This window comes from Azonexus caeni, from assembly GCF_048146105.1.
GTDB classification, from domain to species: Bacteria; Pseudomonadota; Gammaproteobacteria; order Burkholderiales; family Rhodocyclaceae; genus Azonexus; species Azonexus aromaticus_B.
Map to the genome: position 1 here is coordinate 258,055 of NZ_JBKJAD010000003.1, position 19,400 is coordinate 277,454.

General features: G+C 63.3%; 14 protein-coding genes and 2 tRNA genes. 3 read left to right on the forward strand and 13 right to left on the reverse strand.

Annotated features, from left to right (window positions below; genetic code table 11):
• Nucleotides 1-11 precede the first annotated feature (11 nt).
• The 12 genes from ACLIIZ_RS06325 to ACLIIZ_RS06380 all read right to left on the reverse strand — a co-directional run bounded on the left by ACLIIZ_RS06325 (nt 12) and on the right by ACLIIZ_RS06380 (nt 17,405).
• The gene (locus ACLIIZ_RS06325; protein WP_416691274.1) at nt 12-3,644 is read right to left on the reverse strand and encodes a glycosyltransferase; all 3,633 of its coding nucleotides are present in this window, start codon (nt 3,642-3,644) and stop codon (nt 12-14) included.
• Nucleotides 3,641-6,514, reverse strand: a complete 2,874-nt coding sequence (locus tag ACLIIZ_RS06330) for a glycosyltransferase (RefSeq protein ID WP_416691275.1) — start codon at nt 6,512-6,514, stop codon at nt 3,641-3,643. The genes ACLIIZ_RS06325 and ACLIIZ_RS06330 overlap by 4 nt, the downstream gene beginning before the upstream one ends.
• A gap of 81 nt (nt 6,515-6,595) precedes the next feature.
• The gene (locus ACLIIZ_RS06335) at nt 6,596-7,369 is read right to left on the reverse strand and encodes an SDR family NAD(P)-dependent oxidoreductase (protein WP_416691276.1); all 774 of its coding nucleotides are present in this window, start codon (nt 7,367-7,369) and stop codon (nt 6,596-6,598) included.
• Between the two features lie 34 nt (nt 7,370-7,403).
• Entirely contained in the window at nt 7,404-8,621 is a 1,218-nt protein-coding gene (locus ACLIIZ_RS06340; protein WP_416691277.1) for an acyl-CoA reductase, read from the reverse strand.
• Nucleotides 8,614-9,714: a LuxE/PaaK family acyltransferase gene (locus tag ACLIIZ_RS06345; protein WP_416691278.1), complete on the reverse strand. Its 1,101-nt coding sequence runs from the start codon at nt 9,712-9,714 to the stop codon at nt 8,614-8,616. The genes ACLIIZ_RS06340 and ACLIIZ_RS06345 overlap by 8 nt, the downstream gene beginning before the upstream one ends.
• Nucleotides 9,711-11,141, reverse strand: a complete 1,431-nt coding sequence (locus ACLIIZ_RS06350) for an AMP-binding protein (RefSeq protein WP_416691279.1) — start codon at nt 11,139-11,141, stop codon at nt 9,711-9,713. The genes ACLIIZ_RS06345 and ACLIIZ_RS06350 overlap by 4 nt, the downstream gene beginning before the upstream one ends.
• Before the next feature lie 16 nt (nt 11,142-11,157).
• Nucleotides 11,158-11,397 carry an acyl carrier protein gene (locus tag ACLIIZ_RS06355; protein WP_416691280.1) on the reverse strand — a complete coding sequence of 80 codons (240 nt, stop codon included), beginning with the start codon at nt 11,395-11,397 and terminating at the stop codon, nt 11,158-11,160.
• A gap of 17 nt (nt 11,398-11,414) precedes the next feature.
• Nucleotides 11,415-12,086, reverse strand: a complete 672-nt coding sequence (locus tag ACLIIZ_RS06360; protein WP_416691281.1) for an acetyltransferase — start codon at nt 12,084-12,086, stop codon at nt 11,415-11,417.
• Nucleotides 12,083-13,198, reverse strand: coding sequence for a DegT/DnrJ/EryC1/StrS family aminotransferase (locus tag ACLIIZ_RS06365; protein ID WP_416691282.1), 1,116 nt, complete (start codon nt 13,196-13,198; stop codon nt 12,083-12,085). Before ACLIIZ_RS06365 ends, ACLIIZ_RS06360 begins: the two co-directional genes overlap by 4 nt.
• Nucleotides 13,155-14,141, reverse strand: a complete 987-nt coding sequence (locus ACLIIZ_RS06370) for a Gfo/Idh/MocA family protein (RefSeq protein ID WP_416691283.1) — start codon at nt 14,139-14,141, stop codon at nt 13,155-13,157. The genes ACLIIZ_RS06365 and ACLIIZ_RS06370 overlap by 44 nt, the downstream gene beginning before the upstream one ends.
• 7 nt (nt 14,142-14,148) lie before the next feature.
• Nucleotides 14,149-15,621 carry an NDP-hexose 2,3-dehydratase family protein gene (locus ACLIIZ_RS06375; protein ID WP_416691284.1) on the reverse strand — a complete coding sequence of 491 codons (1,473 nt, stop codon included), beginning with the start codon at nt 15,619-15,621 and terminating at the stop codon, nt 14,149-14,151.
• Nucleotides 15,618-17,405 (reverse strand): GGDEF domain-containing protein, encoded by a 1,788-nt coding sequence (locus ACLIIZ_RS06380; protein ID WP_416691285.1) that lies wholly within the window; start codon nt 17,403-17,405, stop codon nt 15,618-15,620. The genes ACLIIZ_RS06375 and ACLIIZ_RS06380 overlap by 4 nt, the downstream gene beginning before the upstream one ends.
• A 42-nt stretch (nt 17,406-17,447) precedes the next feature.
• Here ACLIIZ_RS06380 and ACLIIZ_RS06385 point away from each other — a divergent pair.
• Nucleotides 17,448-17,521, forward strand: a tRNA-Thr gene (locus ACLIIZ_RS06385).
• A gap of 3 nt (nt 17,522-17,524) precedes the next feature.
• Here ACLIIZ_RS06385 and ACLIIZ_RS06390 read toward each other — a convergent pair.
• Entirely contained in the window at nt 17,525-18,325 is an 801-nt protein-coding gene (locus tag ACLIIZ_RS06390; RefSeq protein ID WP_416691286.1) for an IclR family transcriptional regulator, read from the reverse strand.
• Here ACLIIZ_RS06390 and ACLIIZ_RS06395 point away from each other — a divergent pair.
• Together ACLIIZ_RS06395 and ACLIIZ_RS06400 are read left to right on the forward strand one after the other, a co-directional pair.
• Entirely contained in the window at nt 18,318-19,040 is a 723-nt protein-coding gene (locus ACLIIZ_RS06395; RefSeq protein ID WP_416691287.1) for a nucleotide-binding protein, read from the forward strand. The two genes, ACLIIZ_RS06390 and ACLIIZ_RS06395, sit on opposite strands and share 8 nt — an antisense overlap.
• 65 nt (nt 19,041-19,105) lie before the next feature.
• Nucleotides 19,106-19,182, forward strand: a tRNA-Met gene (locus ACLIIZ_RS06400).
• Nucleotides 19,183-19,400: the final 218 nt, after the last annotated feature.

Genomic DNA, 19,400 nt, shown 5'->3' on the forward strand with positions numbered 1-19,400 from the left:
ATGTCGGGAAATCAGTCCGGAAGATGGGCGGCCAGCCAGTCATTCACGCGATTCTCCAGCAGGTAATTCTGACAGACCCAGTCGCGCATGGCGACCCCTTCGCGTTCGCGCGCATCGGCATCGTGGATGCGGGCGCGCAGGGCTTCGACCCAGGCGTCGGCGATGTTGGGAACGCGGCAAGCCGGGCTGTCGCGGTAGGGGTCGATGTCGGTACACACCACCGGGATGCCGAGAATGCCGTATTCGAGCAGGCGCAGGTTGCTCTTGCCGCGGTTGAACTCGGTCTGCGCCAGCGGCGCGACGGCGATGTCGAAATTCAGCGACGCGAGATAGGCCGGGTAGTCCTCGAAAGCGATGGTGTCGTGGAATTCGGCGAGCAGCGGCAGGACTTCGCGCGGGCACATGCCGAAGAAGACCCAGTCGGCTTCGTGGCGGGTGCGTTCGATGATTTCGCGGAGCAGCAGCAGGTCGGCGTGGTGCGTCGAACCGCCGGCCCAGCCGATGCGTGGCCGTTTGCCGGTGCGCTTCTGGCTGCGCAGCGGCAGCCAGATTTCCTGTTCGAGACAGTTGGGCGCGACGCGGATGTCGCGGATGAAGCTGCTGTAGCGGTCGGCCAGGAAATCGGTGGAGACGACCATCCGGTCGCAGCGGTCGAGCGCGTATTGCAGGCGGGCGCGGGCGTTGGCCGGGATGTTCTTGAAGAACGGATTGCTCGGGTCGAGGCCGGTGATCAGGTCGTCCAGCGCGTAGACGGTGAATGGTCGGCCGGGCGCCCGGTGCCAGCGATCGAGCGCGGCGAGCGGACGGTCGAAGATGTAGTTCTGGACGATGGCCGTGTCCGGTGCGAGACGAAGCAGCTCCGGGACGGTCAGGTAGTTCGGGTTCTTGGTGCTCTGCATCCACACGCACTGGCTCGCCAGGCCGAGTTTGCGGGCGGCTTTCAGCGGCGAGGTGATGCGGTAGTCGCCCTGGCCGTTGGGGATCGGGCAGGCAAAGATGCGTGGCCGGTCGCTGGGCAGGAACTGCCATTGCGCCCGGTACTTGGTTTCCGGCAGCAGGCTTGTCGTGGTCAGCGACAGGTTGGGGTTCCACAAGGGGTCGACGGCGACGGCGCGGCCCCAGCGTGCATTGAGTTCGTGCTCCGCCCGTTCGCCGGCGATCGCCGCCTGTGCCTTGTAGGCGGGATCGTAATCGAGTGTCGGACTTTCCGGACCGTTGAAGACGACGACCGAAGCCGGCTGGAAGAGCAGCCGGCGTTGTCTGGCGCGCAGCTTGAGGAAGACGTCGGCATCTGCCTGATGGTCGCCGAAAACTGCCTCGTCCATGCCGCCGGCCTCGAGGTAGTCGGCGCGCCGCCACAGCACGCAGCCGGAAGACAGGGTGCTGGTGTCGCGCGGCGCGCTGGCGTGTTCGAGATAACCCGGCTGGCCGAGCGTGATCTTCTGTTGCTCGGGATAGCCGCGGCTGCCCATCAGGCCCAGCACGCAGCCGGCGGCCCAGATTTCCGCCTTGCCGGGGGTGATCAGCAGCGGGGCAACGGCGACGACGGCGGGCTGCAGAAGTGGCCGGAGCAATTCGTCGAGCCACTGTTCCTGGACGATGGCGGCTTCCTCGCGCAGCAGCACGACGTAGTCGGCGTCGCTCGCCGCCATCGCCTGGTTGCAGCGCGTCGCGTGGTTGCCTGGCGACGACGGGCGGAGGACGCGGATTCGCCCTGGCACGCCGGCGGTGGCGTCGCTGCTCAGCCAGTCGTCGAGTTCGCTGTCGCCGGCCATGGCATCGACGACGAGCAGGATTTCGTAGTCCGGATAATGCGTCAGCTTGAGGATGGTGTTCAGGCAGCGCGCCAGCAGGTCGAGCTGCCCTTGCGAGAGCAGGGCGATGCACACCTTGGGCGGGGGCGACGGCAGCGGATAGCGGATGTTCCAGGCCTGGCCGGTGACCGGCACGATTTCCGCGCCAGGCGCTTGCCGGCCGAGGAAATCGAGCAGGGCGTGCAGGCAGGCCTCGGTGTCGCTGGGGAAGGCCTGCGGGTAGGTGAGCAGGACGTCGGCAACGTGTCCGATGCTTGCCCAGCCGTGCTGTTCGGCAATGGCGAGCAGCTGTCTGAACCAGGGGCTGCCGGCCGGTGGCGCACCGGCTGCGCTGGCGAGATAGGCCGGGCGGCGCACGCAGAGCGGGCCGGCGAGGTCGCTGGCAAGCAGCCGCGACGGGTTGCAGCCCGGTTTGAAACGCGGCGCCTGGCGCTGGCCGGCCGGGTCGGTGCAGTCGTCGTCGACGAAAAAGGCCTGGGTGGCGGGCGAGCGGGCGGCTTCCGTGGCGATCCGCCACAGGTACAGGGAGTCGAGGCGTGCGCCGGGCGGGAGTTCCAGGACCCAGTCGGCGGCGGCCGCCTCCACCAATGCTGCCATGTCGACCGGCTGGCCAGCGGCCACTTCGTGCCAGCCGATGTTGGGTATTTCCTCGATGCCCGCCGGGGCGGGCAGGCTTGTAATCACGTCGAGCCGCCAGTTGCCGGTGTGTTGAGCGGCCAGACTGTCCAGGGTGTCGGCCAGCAAGGAGTCGCCCCCAAGGGGAAGCTGGAGGAGTATCTGGAAGGTGGTCGTCGTGATTTCACTTCTACCGTCCACCGGCAACAGTTGCCGGAGGTCATCCGGTGTCAGCGTGCGCGCGGCGATCCAGCGCTGATAGGCTTCCTCGGGCGGGGGCGTCGGGCTTTCCGTAGGTTGTGTTTCCGGCCGGTTTGGCAGGCTGGCATCGCTTTCCAGTACTGTTTCCGTTTGCCGGTTATCTCCGTCATGCGCAGCGACGGCGGGCATTTCGTTCGCCATGAGGACGGGGAGGTTTGCCCGTCGCAGCATGGCAATCGTACTACGCCTGAAGGTTTCTTCGCACCAGGTACGCTTCAGCGCCTCGGGGTCGCTGAATGATGCCGCGAGCAGTTTTCTTGTGCTGTCCCGCGCGTAAGCCGCGGAATCGAGATGATCTGCATGCTTTTCGACGAAACGGCGTGAAAAGCGCTCCTGCTCCGCATCAAACGAGCCTTCCGAATAGTGGATGAGCGGGATGTCGCAACAGACACCTACCCGGTAGCCGGCGCGGTGGGCCGAAAAACTGAAGTCGATGTCGTAGAGATGAAAACCATCAAAGGTGTCGGCATCGAATCCAACGTTCAGCGCGACATCGCGTCTGGCGATCATGCACAGTCCATCGATGGCCTTGATGTTTGCAGCAACCGGCCATTGCTGCGCACCAAACAGGGTCAGCGTGAGCAACTGCCTGCCCGGTGGGGCGTGGGCGATGGCACCGTGCAGGTAGGGTAGATCAACCATTGCCCAGGCGCCGTCAATGATCCGGTCGGCACCAGCAAAACCCAGGAGGTCGTATTCCTCGAGCCTGGCGACGATCTTGCGAGCAAACTGGCGGTCGAGAATCAGGATGTCATCGTGGGAGAAAATGAAGATGTCGCCCGTTGCCCGCTGCATGCCACGGTTGTAGCCTTCTGCCAGTGAGCGCGCATCATGGATGCCGATGATTTCGTGCGGGAACTCCGCCAGTAATTGGCGATAGCCCTGGCTGGCCTGAGCGAACTTGCCGGCATCGATGCTGCAGATGATGACTGAAATGCGGGGAAGACTGTTCATGATGCGATGAGTGCCTTGGCAAGGCGGGTGGCAAAGTCGGCGACAAAATGGGAAGCGTCGGTCAGCGGTGATCTGCGGAGCCACTCACGCCCGGGCGCAGCAAGCGGTGTGTGAATCAGCTGTTCGGCGATTTTCTGATAATTTTCGCGGTCGACCGCAACCAGATGGCCAAGGCCAGCGAGTTGTAGTAGCGCTGCAGGGCGCCGGGACCAGGAATGAGGTGAGTCCAGCGCAACATAGGGCCTTTCCATCCACAGGCAGGTTGGCAGCGCGTCGTCGCCATCACCGTGCAGTGGAGCGAGGCCGACGTCGACTTCGTTCCAGATTGCACAGAGTGCTTCGGTGTCGTTAGCACGGATGAAATGCAGCCGATCAGCATTGATTTCGCGTCGGGCGAAGATGTCAACGATCCGCTGCTGGGCTGGGCCCGCCAGTTCGCCCAGATTGACGACCAGAAGGGCGTCCGGCAGGCGCTTCAGCAAGGAGGCAAAGCAGTCCCAGCTATCTTCGCTGACTCGGATGGATGGGGTCAGGCAGGCGAATCGCGGGGCTTCGTGGGCAGCGCGGACAATTTCTGTCGCAGGGAGTTCGAGGAACTCACCCAGCCCGTCAAGTGCCAACGGGGGCACGCCACCATTCTCCGTCGGCTGGAGCCATTCCCCGCACATCTGGCGCAGGCCCGTTAGGCCCCAGGGGGGCAGGTCGCTCCACGACAGCTTCAACGGTGCATTCACACGACAGATGGCGGCCAGTCGCTGGCGGGCGCCCGGACCGTCGAAGTCGACGAGGATGTCTGGTGCCGCATCGTTCAGGGATTGAGCCAGGGCATCGTCGTCGAGCATGCTGGCGGGAATGTAACGGTCAGCGAGTAGCGCACTACGTTCAGCCAGTTCGTTGCCAGGGGTGTTCGGGTCGTTGTCGACCAGGATGGTAAGGAAGTCTTTTACGGGAAGACGGCGCAACAGAAGCTCGAGATGTCGTGCGGCCGTGGTGCGCTGAAAATCGCTGAGGACAAAGGCGATTCTTACCGAGCCGTTACCTTTCGGTTTTCTCGCGGGAGTTTGTAGCGATGGCGGGCAGAGGCGGCTATGCAGGCGCTCCAGTGCCTGGCGCAGATGCTGAGCGTCGATTCCGCTCCGGGTTTGCAGCCGGATACCAAGCCCCTGCAGGGCCAGATCCTGTCGGGCGCGGTTGCAGCATGCCACGATGCGCTCCAGGTTACCTTGCTGTGTGAGCACCTCCAGCAGTTTGGCAACGATGGCGGATTGTGCCGGTCCGGGATAGGAGGCTACGCTTTCCAGAAGTTTGGCGGCTTCGGCCAGTTGCCCGCTTTGACGCATTGCTTCGGCCAGGCCGGGATAGGCGGGAAACAGGTCTGCTTGGCGGGCGACGGCTTCGGCCAGGTGTTGCCGGCCCGCTTCGATATGCCCTTTCTCCAGACAGTACTCTCCCAACTGCGCCTGGAGATCGCTGCGTTCCGGCGCCAGCATCAGGGCTTCGTGAATGAACGATGCGCTTTCCGGCATCATTCCCTGCGCCGCGCAGATCAGCGCAAGATAGAAATAGGCTTCGACTTCGTCGGGATTGGTAACAATGCAGCGAGAGAGTGAGTGTAGCGCAGCTTCGAAATTCCCGGCTTGGAAATGGGCAATACCCGACTCGAGTTCCGAACGAGGCGGCAATGCCTCGCCTTCGGCCATGAAGCCAAGCGCTGCAATGCTCTCCCGGAAGTGCCGCCAGGTGTTTTCCGATTCCCGCAGGGTGTCTTTCTGGCGCTGTGTTTGCCCGACATGTACCCGGAAGCGGCACACGGGTTCGGCGACAAAGGCTAGGTCGCCACGCGACAGTAGGTGGGTCGCAGTACAGGCATCACCGAGCCCGATGCAGGCTTTCCCTTCTAGGGACATTATGTTTCGTTCCCGGATGGCGAGGATGTCGCTACGCCGGAACATCATTGCCGAGGGTTCCCCTAGACAGTTTATGCCCGATTCGCCGATTTTGAGGATGATCTCCCGGCCGTCGATGCAGCTGCTGTTTTCGGCAGGGCCTTCAATCGGGTACTGGCTCAGTGAATTCCCGCTAGCATCGATGGGTTGGCGCTTTCCGCTGGCCAGTGTGCAATCGGGCGTACTGAGAAACGCTGCGAGCAGGCGTTCCACAGCTTGCGGGTAGAGTTCATCGTCGTCGCACAGCGGTTTGATCAATTCGCCGCAAGCTAGTCGTATGCCGCGTGTCAGATTTTCGGCTTCACCCAATGGTGGGGTGTTGCGCATATAGGAAATGCGCTTGTCGCGGGCCATGAAGTCACCGACAAGCGTTTCGATTGCCCGGTCTGGGCTATCATCGAGTACGATGATTTCGAGGTCTTGGTAGGTCTGAGCCAAACATGAGGCAAGACAGTTCTCAAGATAGGTGACACGAAAGGCTGGAATTACAATCGAGACCCGAGGAGGGGGTAGTTTTTTTTGGGGTTTTGCGAAGCACAGATAATGTGCCGCATTTACTCGAGCTATCTGCAATGGCAGTCGCTCGCTATCCTCAAGATATATCTCAAGCCCGCAATCGTGTGCCTGCTCTTGCAAATCCAATTGCTGCGCCCGTAGTGCCAACGTCGATACGGCTTCATGGCACAGCAGCAGTTTTCCTTTAGGTTTCAGTATTCTCCGGCATTCGCGCAGAACGCGAAGGGTGTCCGCTTTGGTGAAGTCGGTCGGGAGCAAGGGAATGAATATTTTTGAAATCGAGTTATTTGCATATGGGGTGCGTCCTAGGGGGGCTTTGCCGATTGCCGAGAGGGAAAACGTCGGAATTTCTGCAGTTTCCGTGGGGGCGCACAAGACCAGTGAGTCCGCGTGGGTAATGTCGCTCATGAATTGCTCCGGTTGATTTGGCACTTCGGTTCGCCGGAATACCGCGTGTTGATCAAGGGTAGGAACGAGAGGTGCAGCCATTCAAATAATCATACCGCCATCGACGCCAAGAACCTGCCCTGTAACGTAGCTTGAAAGCCCGGAGGCAAAGAACAACGCAGCTGAGGCAATTTCCACCGGGTTGCCAATTCTTCCCAAGCGGATGTTGGCGAGCCTTTCATTGAATTTGGCTTCTGGCAGATTCCGGGCCATGTCGGTATCAATGAATCCCGGAGCGATCGCATTTACTCTAATGTTCTTTGGGGCAAGTTCCTTGGCCAGAGATTTCGTGATGCCGATTACTGCTGCTTTGCTACCGCTGTAGACCGTTTGCCCTGCGTTGCCATAGCGGCCGATGATTGAAGATATGTTGATGATGCTACCGCCGTTCCCGGTTTTTGCCATCAAACGACTGGCGTATTGGGCACAATAAATCAGGGCAAAGGCGTTGGTGGAAAACACCCGTTCCACTTGCTCAGATGTCACCATGCCGATGAGTGCATCCTCGAGAATTCCTGCATTGGCAACCAAAACATCTAAACGGTGGCCCTCCCGGCTGAAAATCGCTTGGAACATTGCCTTGACATTCTTTTCAGTGCTGATATCGCAAACGTAACTTTCCGCCCGTGCCGGGCCGTGATTTGCTCTGAGAGCGTCACGAATTTCGTGAAGCTTCTCGACTTGGCGTCCAGCGAGGAGCACGGTGGCCCCGCATTCTGCGAACAGCCTAGCGGTTGCGAGCCCAATACCTCTTGTCGCACCGGTAATGAGGCAGGTCTTTCCTTCTAGACTGACGAGATTGTGGATTGGGTTCATTGATCGATTTTCCTGCATCCATTGATTTGGGTTGTTATTTCGTATGGACGATGCGCGACAGCGCGCCGACGACATCGTAACCGTCCCAGACGGGACCGATGTCGAGCGCGCGGCCGACGGGAACGATGCGGTCGATGCCGCGCAGGCCGCGGTCGACGATCGTCTGGGCAAGCTGTTCGCGGTCGACGCCGTAACAGGTCAGGGTCTGGGTTTTCTCGTCGACGATGGCGTCGAGGCAGTCGCTGTCCGGGCTGACGTATTCGAGGAACAGGCCGTGCCGGCCGCGTACGCGTTCGATGTCCGGGGGCAGCGCGGCCAGCCGGATGCGGTAGATGGCGTTGCCATGCCGCGTGCTGGCGACGGCGGCGGGCAGCTCGAGGGCGATCCGGCAGAGGTCGCTCAGCTTGTCCACGGCCTGCACCGCGCTCAGCGGGTACTTGTCCCGGACGACCTCGGCCAGTGCCGGCCAGAAAACCGCCTGGGCGCGCGCGGCGGTTGCCTCGTCGCCAAGCCAGAGCACCAGGTGCGGCGACGAGCAGGCGTTCTGGTCGAGCAGGTAGGCGTCGTTGTAGAAATCGCCGGCCAGCTTTGCCAAGGCTGCTGCGTCGCTTGCCGCGACGCTCGCCGCGTCGAGCAGGCACAGCGAGTAGCGGTCGGCGAAGGCGATCTCGACGCAGCGCGGCGGCATCGGCAGTTGCCGCAGCTGGGCGATGCTGCGGTCGCCGCCCCACAGCACGCGGGCGTCGCAGCAGGCCGAGAGGGCGGCGGTGATGGCGTCGTCGCGCGGGTAGCCGACGACGCGGTTCATCGCCGCGAGGCGGGCATGCACCGGTTCGGCGAACAGCTCGCGCAGTGCGGCGCACAGGATCAAGGTCTGCTCCTTGGGCGCGGCCGGTACCCGCACGATGTTGGCGTTGCCGGCGAGCATGCCGAAGGCGAGGCTGAAGGCGAAGTTGACCGGCACGTTGGCGGGCGCGATGTGCAGCGCCAGTCCGCGGCCGAGACGCCGCTGCGGGCCGGCGGCCGCGGCGGCCAGGCGGGCCAGGTTGGCCGGCCGGCACCAGTAGCCGAAGGCGGCGATGTCGGGGAAGGTCCGGCAGGCGCTGTCGGCGAGCAGGCGGCGCGAAAGGTCGGCGAGGAAGGCCAGCGTCGGCGGCGCGTAGGGCGGCAGCGGACGGCAGTCGATGTCGGCGATGCCGGCACCGGCGTGGTACGTCAGCGGCAGGTCGGCGGGCAGCGGGCGTTTACTCATGGCTCGCCCGGACATCGCTGCAGCCGCGCAGTTCGGCGCTCGGGGCGCGGCCGGTCACGGTGAAGTACTTGCCCCGCCAGCCGCAGGGGCAATCGTCCTCGCCGAGCAGGACGCCGAGATCCTCGGTGAGCAGGGCGTGCCCCGGGTAGCTGAAGGGCAGGAGCGAGAGGGTTTCGATCAGCCCGCTCTGGCCCGCCGGCAGGACCGAGAAGTCGGCCGGGTTGCGGATCAGGACGTCGGAAAACAGCGAGGCGTGGAGGTGGCCGGCCGGGCATTCGAGATAGATCGAGCCGGTCTGCTCGACCATGCCGTAGTAGTTGACGACGCGCTCGATGCCGGTCTGCGCCTTGAGCCCGGCCTTGAACTCGGCGTTGCCGACGGCCTGCTCCTGCAGCTTTTTCCAGCCGCCGCCGTGCAGGAGCAGCGCGTTGTCGAGCGCCAGCCGCCGGCCCAGGGCGCGCAGGCCGAGGTAGAGGTGCTGCCAGACCAGGAAGGTGAAACCGAAGACCAGAATCGGCGCGCCGGCATGGCGGGCGAGGAAGGCTTCGATCGCCGGCAGGTCGGGCTGCAGGTCGTCGTCCAGCGCATAGGTGAGGTCGCGGCCGAACAGCGAGAAGCCGAGGATTGCCGCGCCGCGCGCTGAGAAGCGCTGGCGGTCCCTGAGCACGCCGGGCGCGTCGACGATCAGCATGGGCAGCCGCTGGCGGCCGATCAGCTCGGCCATCAGCCGGGCCAGCACCTTGCTCTGTCCGGCTGCCGTCGCGCGGTCGAGGAAGATCCGGGAAACCGCCTGGCCGCTGGTGCCGGACGAGGTCATCGTCTTGAACACCTGGTCGGGAGCGACGCTGGCCAGTTCGTATTCCTTGAACAGCCGGACCGGCAGGAAGGGAATGTCGGCAAGGCCAGCGGCGGCTGTCGCGTCATCGCCGAAGATGTCGAGCAGGCGCGCGTAGGCCGGGCAGTGGCGGCGATGGTGTTGCGTCAGGCGGGCCAGGGCGCCGGCGAGACGGGGCGTCTTGTCACAAGCGGCCAGCGCGAAGGGCGGAATTTCCAGCCACTGCGCCAGCTCGGCCAGGTAGTCGTCCGCCGTCATGCCAGGGTTTTTCCGGCCAGGCCGGCCAGTTCGGCATAGCGCAGCTTGCCGGCGTCGTTGCGCGGCAGCGCCGTTACGCCGACGACGGCGATGGCCGAAGGCGGCGCGCGCAGGGTCTCGGCAAGCTGGCGCTTGAGGTCGCCGGCGTCGGCGCCGTCGGCTTCGTTCAGGTAGATCACCAGATGATCGTCTTCGCCGCCGCAGGCCGCGTCGTGGCCCCGGGTGCGCAGCATGTCCTCTACGTCCTGCAGGTTGATGCGGTGGCCGAACAGCTTGAGGAAGCGCTTCAGGCGGCCGGTGATGTAGTAATAGCCATCGCTGTCGCGGCGGGCGAGGTCGCCGGTGCGCAGGCAGCCCTGGTTGTCGTCGCCGCGCGCCAGGTCGGCGTAACCCGTCGCGTAGCCGAGGCTGACGTTGTCGCCGCGATAGACCAGTTGCCCGCTGGCTTCGGCGTCGCTCAGTTCGTTCCCCGCCTCGTCTTCCATGCTGAAACTGCCGCCGGGAATGGCGCGGCCGATGCTGCCCGCCTTCTCGATGCTCATTTCCGGTTCGAGGTAGGACATGCGCGCCGTCGCCTCGGCCTGGCCGTACATCGTGTAGTAGCGCAGGCCCCGCTGGCGGGCTTCGACCGCCATTTCGAGGGCGATTTCCGGCGCCATGCGACCGCCGGCCTGGGTCAGCGTGCGCAGGCCGGGCAGCGTCATGCGCCAGAAACGCAGCTTGCGCAGCATTTCATAGTGATAGGGAACGCCGCCGAACGAGGTCGGCGCGACTTCCCGGAAGAAGTCCCAGAAGCCGCGGTCGAAGAAGCTCTTGCCGGTGAGGGCGATCGGGCAGCCGTGCAGGACATGGCTGTGGATGATCGACAGGCCGTAGGTGTAGGACAGCGGCAAGGTGGTGATCGGCCGCTCGTCGGGACCGATGGCGAGATATTCGGCGATCGCCGCGGCGTTGGCGGCGAGGTTGCGCCGGGACTGGCGGACGAACATCGGGCTGCCGGTGCTGCCGGAGGTGGCGACCAGCAGGGCGAGGTCCGGGTGGATCGCGTAGTCGGCCGGCGTTGCGCTGCCGAGCAGGACATGGTCGGCATGGGCGGCGGCTTCCCGGGTGCCGGCCAGTTCCGCGGCGCGCTGCCGCTCCAGCCAGTGGAAGGCCGGCCGGTAGGCGGCGATCAGCGCGTTCAACTGGGGGGCGGGCAGGCTGCTGTTGAGCATCAGCGGTACCGCCCCGCAGCGCAGCAGCGCCAGGTAGCCGAGCAGCGCGCCCGGCGTGTTGCCGGCCAGGCAGAAGACCAGTTGCCTGGCGCAGCCGGCCCGTTCGAAGGCGGCCGCCAGTTCGAGCACGCTGGCGTAGCGATGGACGCTCGCGTCGTCGGCCTGGATCAGCGGCCGGTCGGCGAACTCGGTTAGACGGGCGATGAAGTCCATGCCGACGCCAACTGCCTCAGAAGGTCACGCCGTACTTGCCGAGCAGTTCCATTCCCTTGGTGTAGGACGAGAAATCGACGATGTCGTCGGTCTCCATCATGATCCCGAAGGTATCTTCCAGCGCCGCGATCATGCCCATGTGGCCGACCGAATCCCAGGCCGGAACGCATTGGTAGGTGAATTTGTCGCCGAGGGCATCGGCGGCGACGCCGAAGCATTCGATGAAGACCTGCTGGTATTTTTCCTGATTGCTCATCGAGCGAGTGCCTTTCCTTACTTGTTGAAAACCCGGCGGGTTTCGTTTTTTCGCATGGCCCGCGCCGGATTGCCCAGGGCGATCAGGTCGTCGCCGAGGTCATGGTGAACGACCGACCCCATGCCGACGATGCTGCGGTCGCCAATGCGCAGTTGTTCCTTCACCTGCGACCCCATGCCGATATAGGTGGCGGTCCCGACGCGGGTGCCGCCGCCCAGATTGACCATCGTCGAGATCACCGTATGGTCGCCGACGACGACGTCGTGACCGATGATGGCCTGGACATTAACGGCGACATTATTCCCGACTTTAGCATCCGCGGCGACGCTGCAGAAGGCCGTCAGCACAACGCCTTCGCCGACGCTGGCGTAAGGCGAGACGATCGCCGAGGGGTCGACGACCCGGCCCAGGCGGATGCCGCATTGGCTCAGTTTGCCGTACAGGGTCTCGCGGTGCACCGGTTCGCCCTGGGCGATCACCACCTCGATGGCGGCGCTGTCGAAATCTTCCAGCACCGAGGTGAACGGGAAGGACTGGCAGTCGCCGAACCAGGTGCCCGGCGGTGCGAAATCGTCGATGAAGAAGATCTTGTCCCAGGTCTGTTCCTGCCGGTTGGCGCGTCGCGCGATATCGCGGATTTCCTTGCCGAAGGCGCCGGCGCCATAGATGAAGAGATGGGGAAGGCTCATGGTGTTGCGCGCTTTGCCGAGGAATGCCGGGCCAGCGAATCGACGACGATGCCGCTGATCCGTTCGATGTCGGCAATGCCGAGCTCGAAATACAGCGGCAGGCAGAGGATGCGCCGGGAGATGCTTTCGGCGACCGGGAAGGGCTGGTAGGGAAAGAGACGGTCGAGGGTGTTGAGCGCCGGGTAGAAGTAGCGCCGGGCGACGACAGACTCGGCGAGCAGCGCCTGCTCGGCGGCGAGCAGGCTGTCTTCGTCCGGGAAAATGACCGGCAGGTAGCTGTGGTTGCAGGCTTCCGGGTCGATGCGCTGGAAGCGCAGTGCCGGCGCGCTGCCGAGACAGGCCAGGTAGTGCGCGTAATCGCTACGGCGCTTGCGTTCGACGGGGGCGGCGAATTCGAGGTTGACCAGGCCCAGCGCGGCATGGATCTCGGTCATCTTGCCGTTGGTGCCGTCGTCGACGATGTTGCGCGCGTCGTCGTGGCCGAAGAAGCGCAGGCGGCGGATGCGCGCGTCGAGTTCCGGGTCGGCTGTGACGCAGGCGCCGCCCTCGCCGGTGTTGAACAGCTTGGTCGCGTGGAAGCTGAGGGCGGTGACGTCGCCGGCCAGCGCCAGCGGCTGGCCGCCCAGCCTGACGTTGAAGGCGTGGGCGCCGTCGTAGATGACCTTGAGCCGGTGGCGGGCGGCGATTTCGCCGATCTGCCCGGTGGCGCACGGGTTGCTGAAGACATGGACGGGCAGGATGGCGCTGGTGTGGCGGGTGATGCGGGCTTCGATCTGCGCCGGGTCGATGTTCAGCGTTTCCGGATCGATGTCGACGAAGACCGGCCGGCAGCCTTCGTAGACGATGGCGCTGGCGGTGGCGACCCAGGAAAACGGCGTGGTGATGATTTCGCCGCGCAGGCCGAGGGCGCGGATCGCCAGTTGCAGGGCGATGGTCCCGTTGGTGACGGCGGCGAGCCGGGGCAGCGCCAGGTAGTCGCAGAGCCGGGCTTCGAGTTCGCGAACGAGCGGGCCGTTGTGCGTCAGGACGCCGCTTTCCCAGGCGGACTCGAGCTTGCGGGCGAAAGCGTCAAGCGGCGCCAGGGCCGGTTTGGTGACATGGATGGCGGACATGGGTTCTCAGGGCTTCGGTGAGCGTGGCCTGGCGCAGCAGTCCGTCGCACGCCGTGTCGTGGCGGGCGATGCGGCGGATGAAGTGGCGCAGGGCGTTGGCAAAGTGGTTGTCGGCGGCGATCGTGTGTTCTTCGCCGCCTTGTCCGGTTTCGATCCGGACCGGCGGGCTGAATCCCGGTGGCGCGGTGAAGATTCTGGGGGCGGTCAGTCTGGCGTTGGCGGTCCAGATTTCCAGCTCGCAGCGGTAGTGGCTGTCGAACCCGAAGGCGAGCTGGGCGGTGATGCCCCGGGACGATAGCAGCAGGGCGCTGCCGAAGCGGTCGACCTCGCTGTCCGGCGGCGTCTGCAAGTGGCTGCCGAGCAGCGTCAGCGGGTCGCCGAGCAGTTCGCGGGCGATGCGCAGGGTGTAACCGCCGGCATCGAGCAGTGCGCCGCCGCCCAGCGCCGCGCGGTAACGGAAGTTGTCCGGCGGCAGCGGCGGGAAGCCGAAGCTGGCCCGGAGCAGGCGGATTTCGCCCAGTTGGCCGCTGGCGAGCCGGTCCTTGATGAACTGCAGTTGGCGGTGGTGGAGGAACATCCAGTTTTCCTCCAGGACCTTGCCGGCGCGGCGCGCCGCCTCGACCAGGCGGCTGGTCGCGGCAAGGTCGGTGGCCAGCGGCTTCTCGCAGAGGACGTGCTTGCCTGCCGCCAGCGCGTGAACGGCCCAGATTTCGTGCAGGGCCGGCGGTAGCGGCAGATAGACGGCGTCGATGTCGTCGCGGGCGAGCAGGGCGTGGTAGTCGCTGGCCGCCGCGCAAGCGAAATCGGCGGCGAACTGCGCGGCGCGAGCGGGATCGCGGGAGGCGACGGCGACCAATGTTGCCTCCTCGACCTGGGCGATGGCCGGCGCGAACATGCGGCGGGCGATGCTGGCGCAGCCGAGGATGCCGAAGCGGATGCTCATGCCTTGATCACGCGAAGGAAATGGCGGAAATCAGGCTGCGTGCCTGGATGTTCAGGTAATTGTTGAAGCGGATGAACTGCTTGATCTGGTTCAGGGTCATCCAGCGGTAGTTTTCGGAGGTCGCCAGCGGGAATTCGTCGTCGGCCAGAACCAGCAGGTTGCGGTTCTGTTCCTGGAAGAAACGCCCGCCTTCTTCGGACTGCATGGTGTCGACCAGGCGCTGCTCGGGTGCCGCGGACAGCACGTAGTCGAGATAGGGCGGCCGCTGCCCGGGTTCGTTGTCGCGGAAATTGCCGGTCAGGCACTGGACGGTCGGCGCGAACTCGATGATGTCGAAATTGCCCGGCTCCAGTTTGGCCTGGACCAGGAAGTGATAGACGCCGTTGATCGGCTTGATGATGAAGGCGAGCAGGCCTTCCTGGGCGCTCTCGATGAGCGGCTGGCACCAGCTGCGCACTTCCCGGCCGTGCAGCTCGATGCGGGTGCCGATCACCTTGAAGAAGCGGTTGGTTTCGTGGCGGATGCAATCCCGCTCGATCCGCCACTGGCGCAGTTCGGAAAGCGGCTTGCGGGTGATGTGCAGTTCGTAGCGCGAGCGCAGGTGCGTCACCCAGGACAGGATTTCTTCCATGCTGTGCAGGCTGTCGCCGGCGTGGAGGAAAGACCTGAGGAGCGAAATGGCGGGCAGGTTGCTGCTCGAGAAGTGGCGCGCGAAGAGGTCGAAGTAGTACTCGGCGCGATCGTCGAACTCGCCGTAGGAAATCCCGGAAATGACCGTCCGGGTATCCATGTTGATGAGGTTCGGCTGGCGCAGCAGGTGCTTGATCTGGCCCAGCGTCAGCCACCTGAAGCTGGGAGTAAGCGCCAGTTCGCCCTCGGGCTCGATGATGATGTTGCGGTTGCGCTTGGCCAGGAAGCGGGCGCCCTGCTCGGACTGCAACTGATCGAGCAGGATTTCGTCGGGCCGGGCGTCGATGAAGTATTCCAGGTAGCGCGGCGCGTTGCCGCCATGGGCGCGCGAATAATTGCTCTTGGTCGCCTGCAGGGTCGGCGAGATCTGGACCGCGTTGAGATTGCCGGGCTCGACCTTGGCCTGCATCAGGAAATGCAGGACGCCGCCGAATTCACGGGCGATCAGGCCGAGGAAGCCGACTTCCGGTTGGTCGATGATCGGCTGGTCCCAGTTCGGGACCTCGCCCCAGTCGGTGCTCACCTCGATGCCCTGGATCGCGAAGAAGCGGCCGCTGCGGTGGGCGATGCGACCGTTTTCGGTGAACGCCCAGTTTTCCAGCTGGTCCAGGGGGACGCGTTCGAGCGACAGTCCGGCCGAGCGACGTTCTTCTTCCAGCCAGCCGGCGATTTCGCCGTTGGGCGTCAGTTCGCTGTCGACGACGAGCGACGATTTGAGGAAGCGCAGCGGAACATGCTGGCGGCTGGCGAGCGGCGATTTCCTTTCCGGCACGAGGCGGCTCTCCGTCATGGGGTCCACTGTTTCGTCACAACCCGGTTCTTGCCGGTCTGCTTGGCGACATACATCGCCTCGTCGGCACGCTTGATCACGCTGCCTTGGTCGTCGTTGGCGGTCATCTGGGTGACGCCGGCGCTGAAGGTGATCAGGACCTTGTCGTTGTCGTGCAGGAAAAAGCGCTTGGTCAGTTCGCGCTGCAACCGGGCCAGCGCGTTGGCGGCGTCGTCGAGGCGGGTTTCCGGGAGCAGGATGACGAATTCCTCGCCGCCGTAGCGGGCGATCGTGTCCTGCGGGCGCAGGGTTTCGCGGCAGACGGCAGCGAGATGGACCAGCGCCTGGTCGCCGACGTCGTGACCGAGCGAGTCGTTCAGCTTCTTGAAATTGTCGATGTCGAGCAGCGCGACACAGAGCAGGGTATCGTGGCGTCTGGCACGAGCCAGCTCCTTGTCGAACATCTCTTCGAGGCCATGTCGGTTGAGGGCGCCGGTCAGTTGGTCGTGGCGGACCAGGTCGCTGGTCTTGGCGAGTTCGTTTTCCAGTTCGCTGATGCGGGCTTCGGCTTCGCGGACACGCTGCTGGGTTGCCAGCAGTTCGTCACGCGAGCGCTTGGCATTGCCCTGTATGCTGCGGGTTTCCCGCATTACTTCAGCGAGGACGTTTTCCAGCGCCGAAATGTTGTTCGCCGAACTGATCTTGTTGGCGAAGCCTTCAATCTGGTCGTGGTAATCCGAGGTGGCATCGGCAAAGTTGGCCAGATGATCAACGAAACCGGTCAGCATCTGCTTGATCGCCTCGCGGGTTTCAAACAGGCTCGCCTTCAACTGGCTCTGCTTGAACAGCACTTCCTTGAGGCGGCGTTCGGCATCGTCGATGCTGCGCTGCGACAGCGGCTTGTCGATGATCTCGCGGACGACTTCGATCTGTCCGTGCAGCCAGCGGTCGTCGATGACCAGTTCGGTCATGTTTTCCACCAGCAGCCGGAGCAGGCCGAGCAAGCTCTTGCGCAATTCCTGCTGGTCTTCGGCGAGCAGTTCGAGCTTGAAGGCAAAACGTTTGAGGCGGACCAGGAAGTCCTGCGTTTCCTCCGTGTTTCTCGCCTGTCTGATGGCCTGGGCCAGTTGTTTTGCATCGCTGGAAAGCGAGGGGCTCTCGAGCAATTGGGTGGCGATCGCGGTTTCCAGCGTAAATGCGAAAAGCTCCCTGAGCTGATACAGCATTTCCTTGTGTTCGTTGGCACTGGCCGGCGGTTTTGTTTCGGCTGGAGCCGCTGAGACGAGTTCGGAGACTTCCGGCAGACCACCGCCGGCCTCGTGTTCCCGCCCGTTGCCCCACGAACGCAGAAGGTTCTGCAGGCGGGAGAATAGATTGTCCGGGTTGCTGGCGCTGCTGGTCAGGACATGTTCGAGCGATTCGCGTTTGCGGGCGGAGGTGAGTCCCTGGTGCTTGGCTTCCCATTGCCGGAGCAGATCGCTGATCAGTTCGCCCCAGGCCAACTTCTGCGATTCGACCAATCCGGCGACGAAAGTGCTCAGGCATTTCTGATAGGCATCCCAGTCGGCGCGCTTGATCGCCTCGTCAAGCTGTCTCGCCAAACGTAGCTGATCAGGCGAGCTTCTGGGCAGGGCCTCCGTCAGGGAGCGCAATTGCCGCTCGGGAAAAGTCGAATTGGCGGGTTTGGTTCCGGCGATATCGTGATACAGGGTCTGATAATTGTCCGGCGTCGGCGGGATACGCTTTTGCGCCAGTTGCTTGAGCGTGTCGCGGGCAATTTCAAACGGATTGGTCGGCGTGGTCATCAATGAACTCTGTCGATCGGCTATAATCCCGGCCCTGCGTCAGCCCCCGTAGCATGAAGGTCGTGCAGTTGATTTGTAATCATCAGGCGTTGGTTCGATTCCGACCGGGGGCACCAGCACTATTCCTGAATACTGCCGTAGCCTAGTCGATGCGATAGTTCTGCTGCGGCTGCGAGCATGCGTTTCGCCGTATCGCTCTCCCACTCGACGTCGAATTCGCCAATCGTCCCCAAAGAAGTAATGGCGGCAACCATGCGGCCACTGTGATCGTATACCGGCGCGCTGAAGCCGTTGATGCCGGGCGTCAGGCTGCCGCTGGCGCGTGAAAGCCCGCGCTCGCGGATTTCGGTAAGCGTCGTTTCCAGTTGTCGCCGGCAGGTCGTGATGGCGGTCTTGCTGCTGTCAGCCTGTTCGCGGAGTTCCTTGTCGATCATCTTCTTCAGGAAAGGCGAACGACAGAACGCGGCGAAAGCGCGTCCGGTTGCCGAGCGGGTCAGGGAAAGAACCGTCCCGGGGCGCAGGGTGATGGTGATCGGGCTGCCGGCGTCGACGATGCGGACGATGGTGGCGCCATGTGTTCCCCAGACAGCGAGGGCGACGGTTTCATGGATGTCCTCGCAAAGATTGTCGAGGATCGGGCCGGCCAGTCTGACCGGGTCGAGACGACCGAGTCCGGAAAGCCCCAGTTCCAGAGCGTAAGCCCCCAGATCGTAGCGCCCGGTTCCGGCATCCTGTTCGACGATACCGATACGCATGAAGCTGACCAGATAGCGGTGGGCTTTGGCCGCCGCCATGCCAGCCCCCTTCGCAATATCGCGCAGCATCATGGGACGGTTGTTCTTGGCCAGCACGTCAAGCAGTCGGAAACCGACCTCGATGGACTGGATACCCTGGCGTTCGCCGGCGACTTTCGTGATCATTTTGCAGTTTCAGGTTGGTGAAGTGCTTATTTTATGCATCTATGACGCGTCTGGTGCGAGCAATATAATCATGCTCAAATCAAACAGGGAGTTTCAGATGCGTGCTGTGCTTGTGGCGAATCCAAAGGGAGGGGCTGGCAAGACCACCCTGGCGACCAATCTATCAGGGTATTTTGCCAACCAGGGCAAGGTGACCACGCTTTGTGATCTGGACCGGCAGCAGTCGGCTTTGCGCTGGATGGCATTCCGGGATCAGTCCTTGTCGCCGGTTACCGGTTATTTTGGTGGCAACCAGATTACGCTCAGCCTGCCGCGAGACGCCGATTGGGTTGTTGTTGATGCGCCGGCTGGCCTACAGGGGTACAAGTTGAGCGACTACATTCGTGCTGTAGATAAGGTCGTGGTGCCGCTGGTTCCTTCCGTATTCGATATGGCCGCGACGGAAGACTTTCTGAATTCCATCAGGAGTGAAATCCGTGGCACGCGCGCCAAGGTTGGTATCGTTGCCATGCGGGTTGATCCCCGGACGCGCGCAGCAGCAATGCTGGAGGAATTCCTGCGCCATTTTGACATTCCCATCGTCGCTTATCTGCGCAATACCCAAAATTACGTTAACGTCGCCGCTGCCGGGGGAACGGTGTTCGATCCGCCAAAAGCCAGGCATAAAAGGGATGTCGAACAATGGACTCCACTGCTTGATTGGCTGTCAGAGTAAAAGAATTTGCGGAAAGGGGTTGACGAGTGTCCGGTGGCTGGGCATAATTCGGCCTCTCTGACGGACGCGGGGTGGAGCAGTCTGGCAGCTCGTCGGGCTCATAACCCGAAGGTCGCAGGTTCAAATCCTGCCCCCGCAACCAGTAAGTAAGGCGCTTGGTAAATCCAGGTGTTTTGTTTCTGGGGTTTGAAAGAGTTGGTTTTAAAAGTGAGTTGAAAATTATTTTTCAAAACGCTTGACGGAAGTGAGAAGTTGCTTCATAATCTCGCTTCTCTGCTGATGACGAAGTGAAAGCGACGGCGCGGCGGGATTGATCTTTAAAAGTTAGGACAACCGATAGGTGTGGGTGTCTTGGTGCGA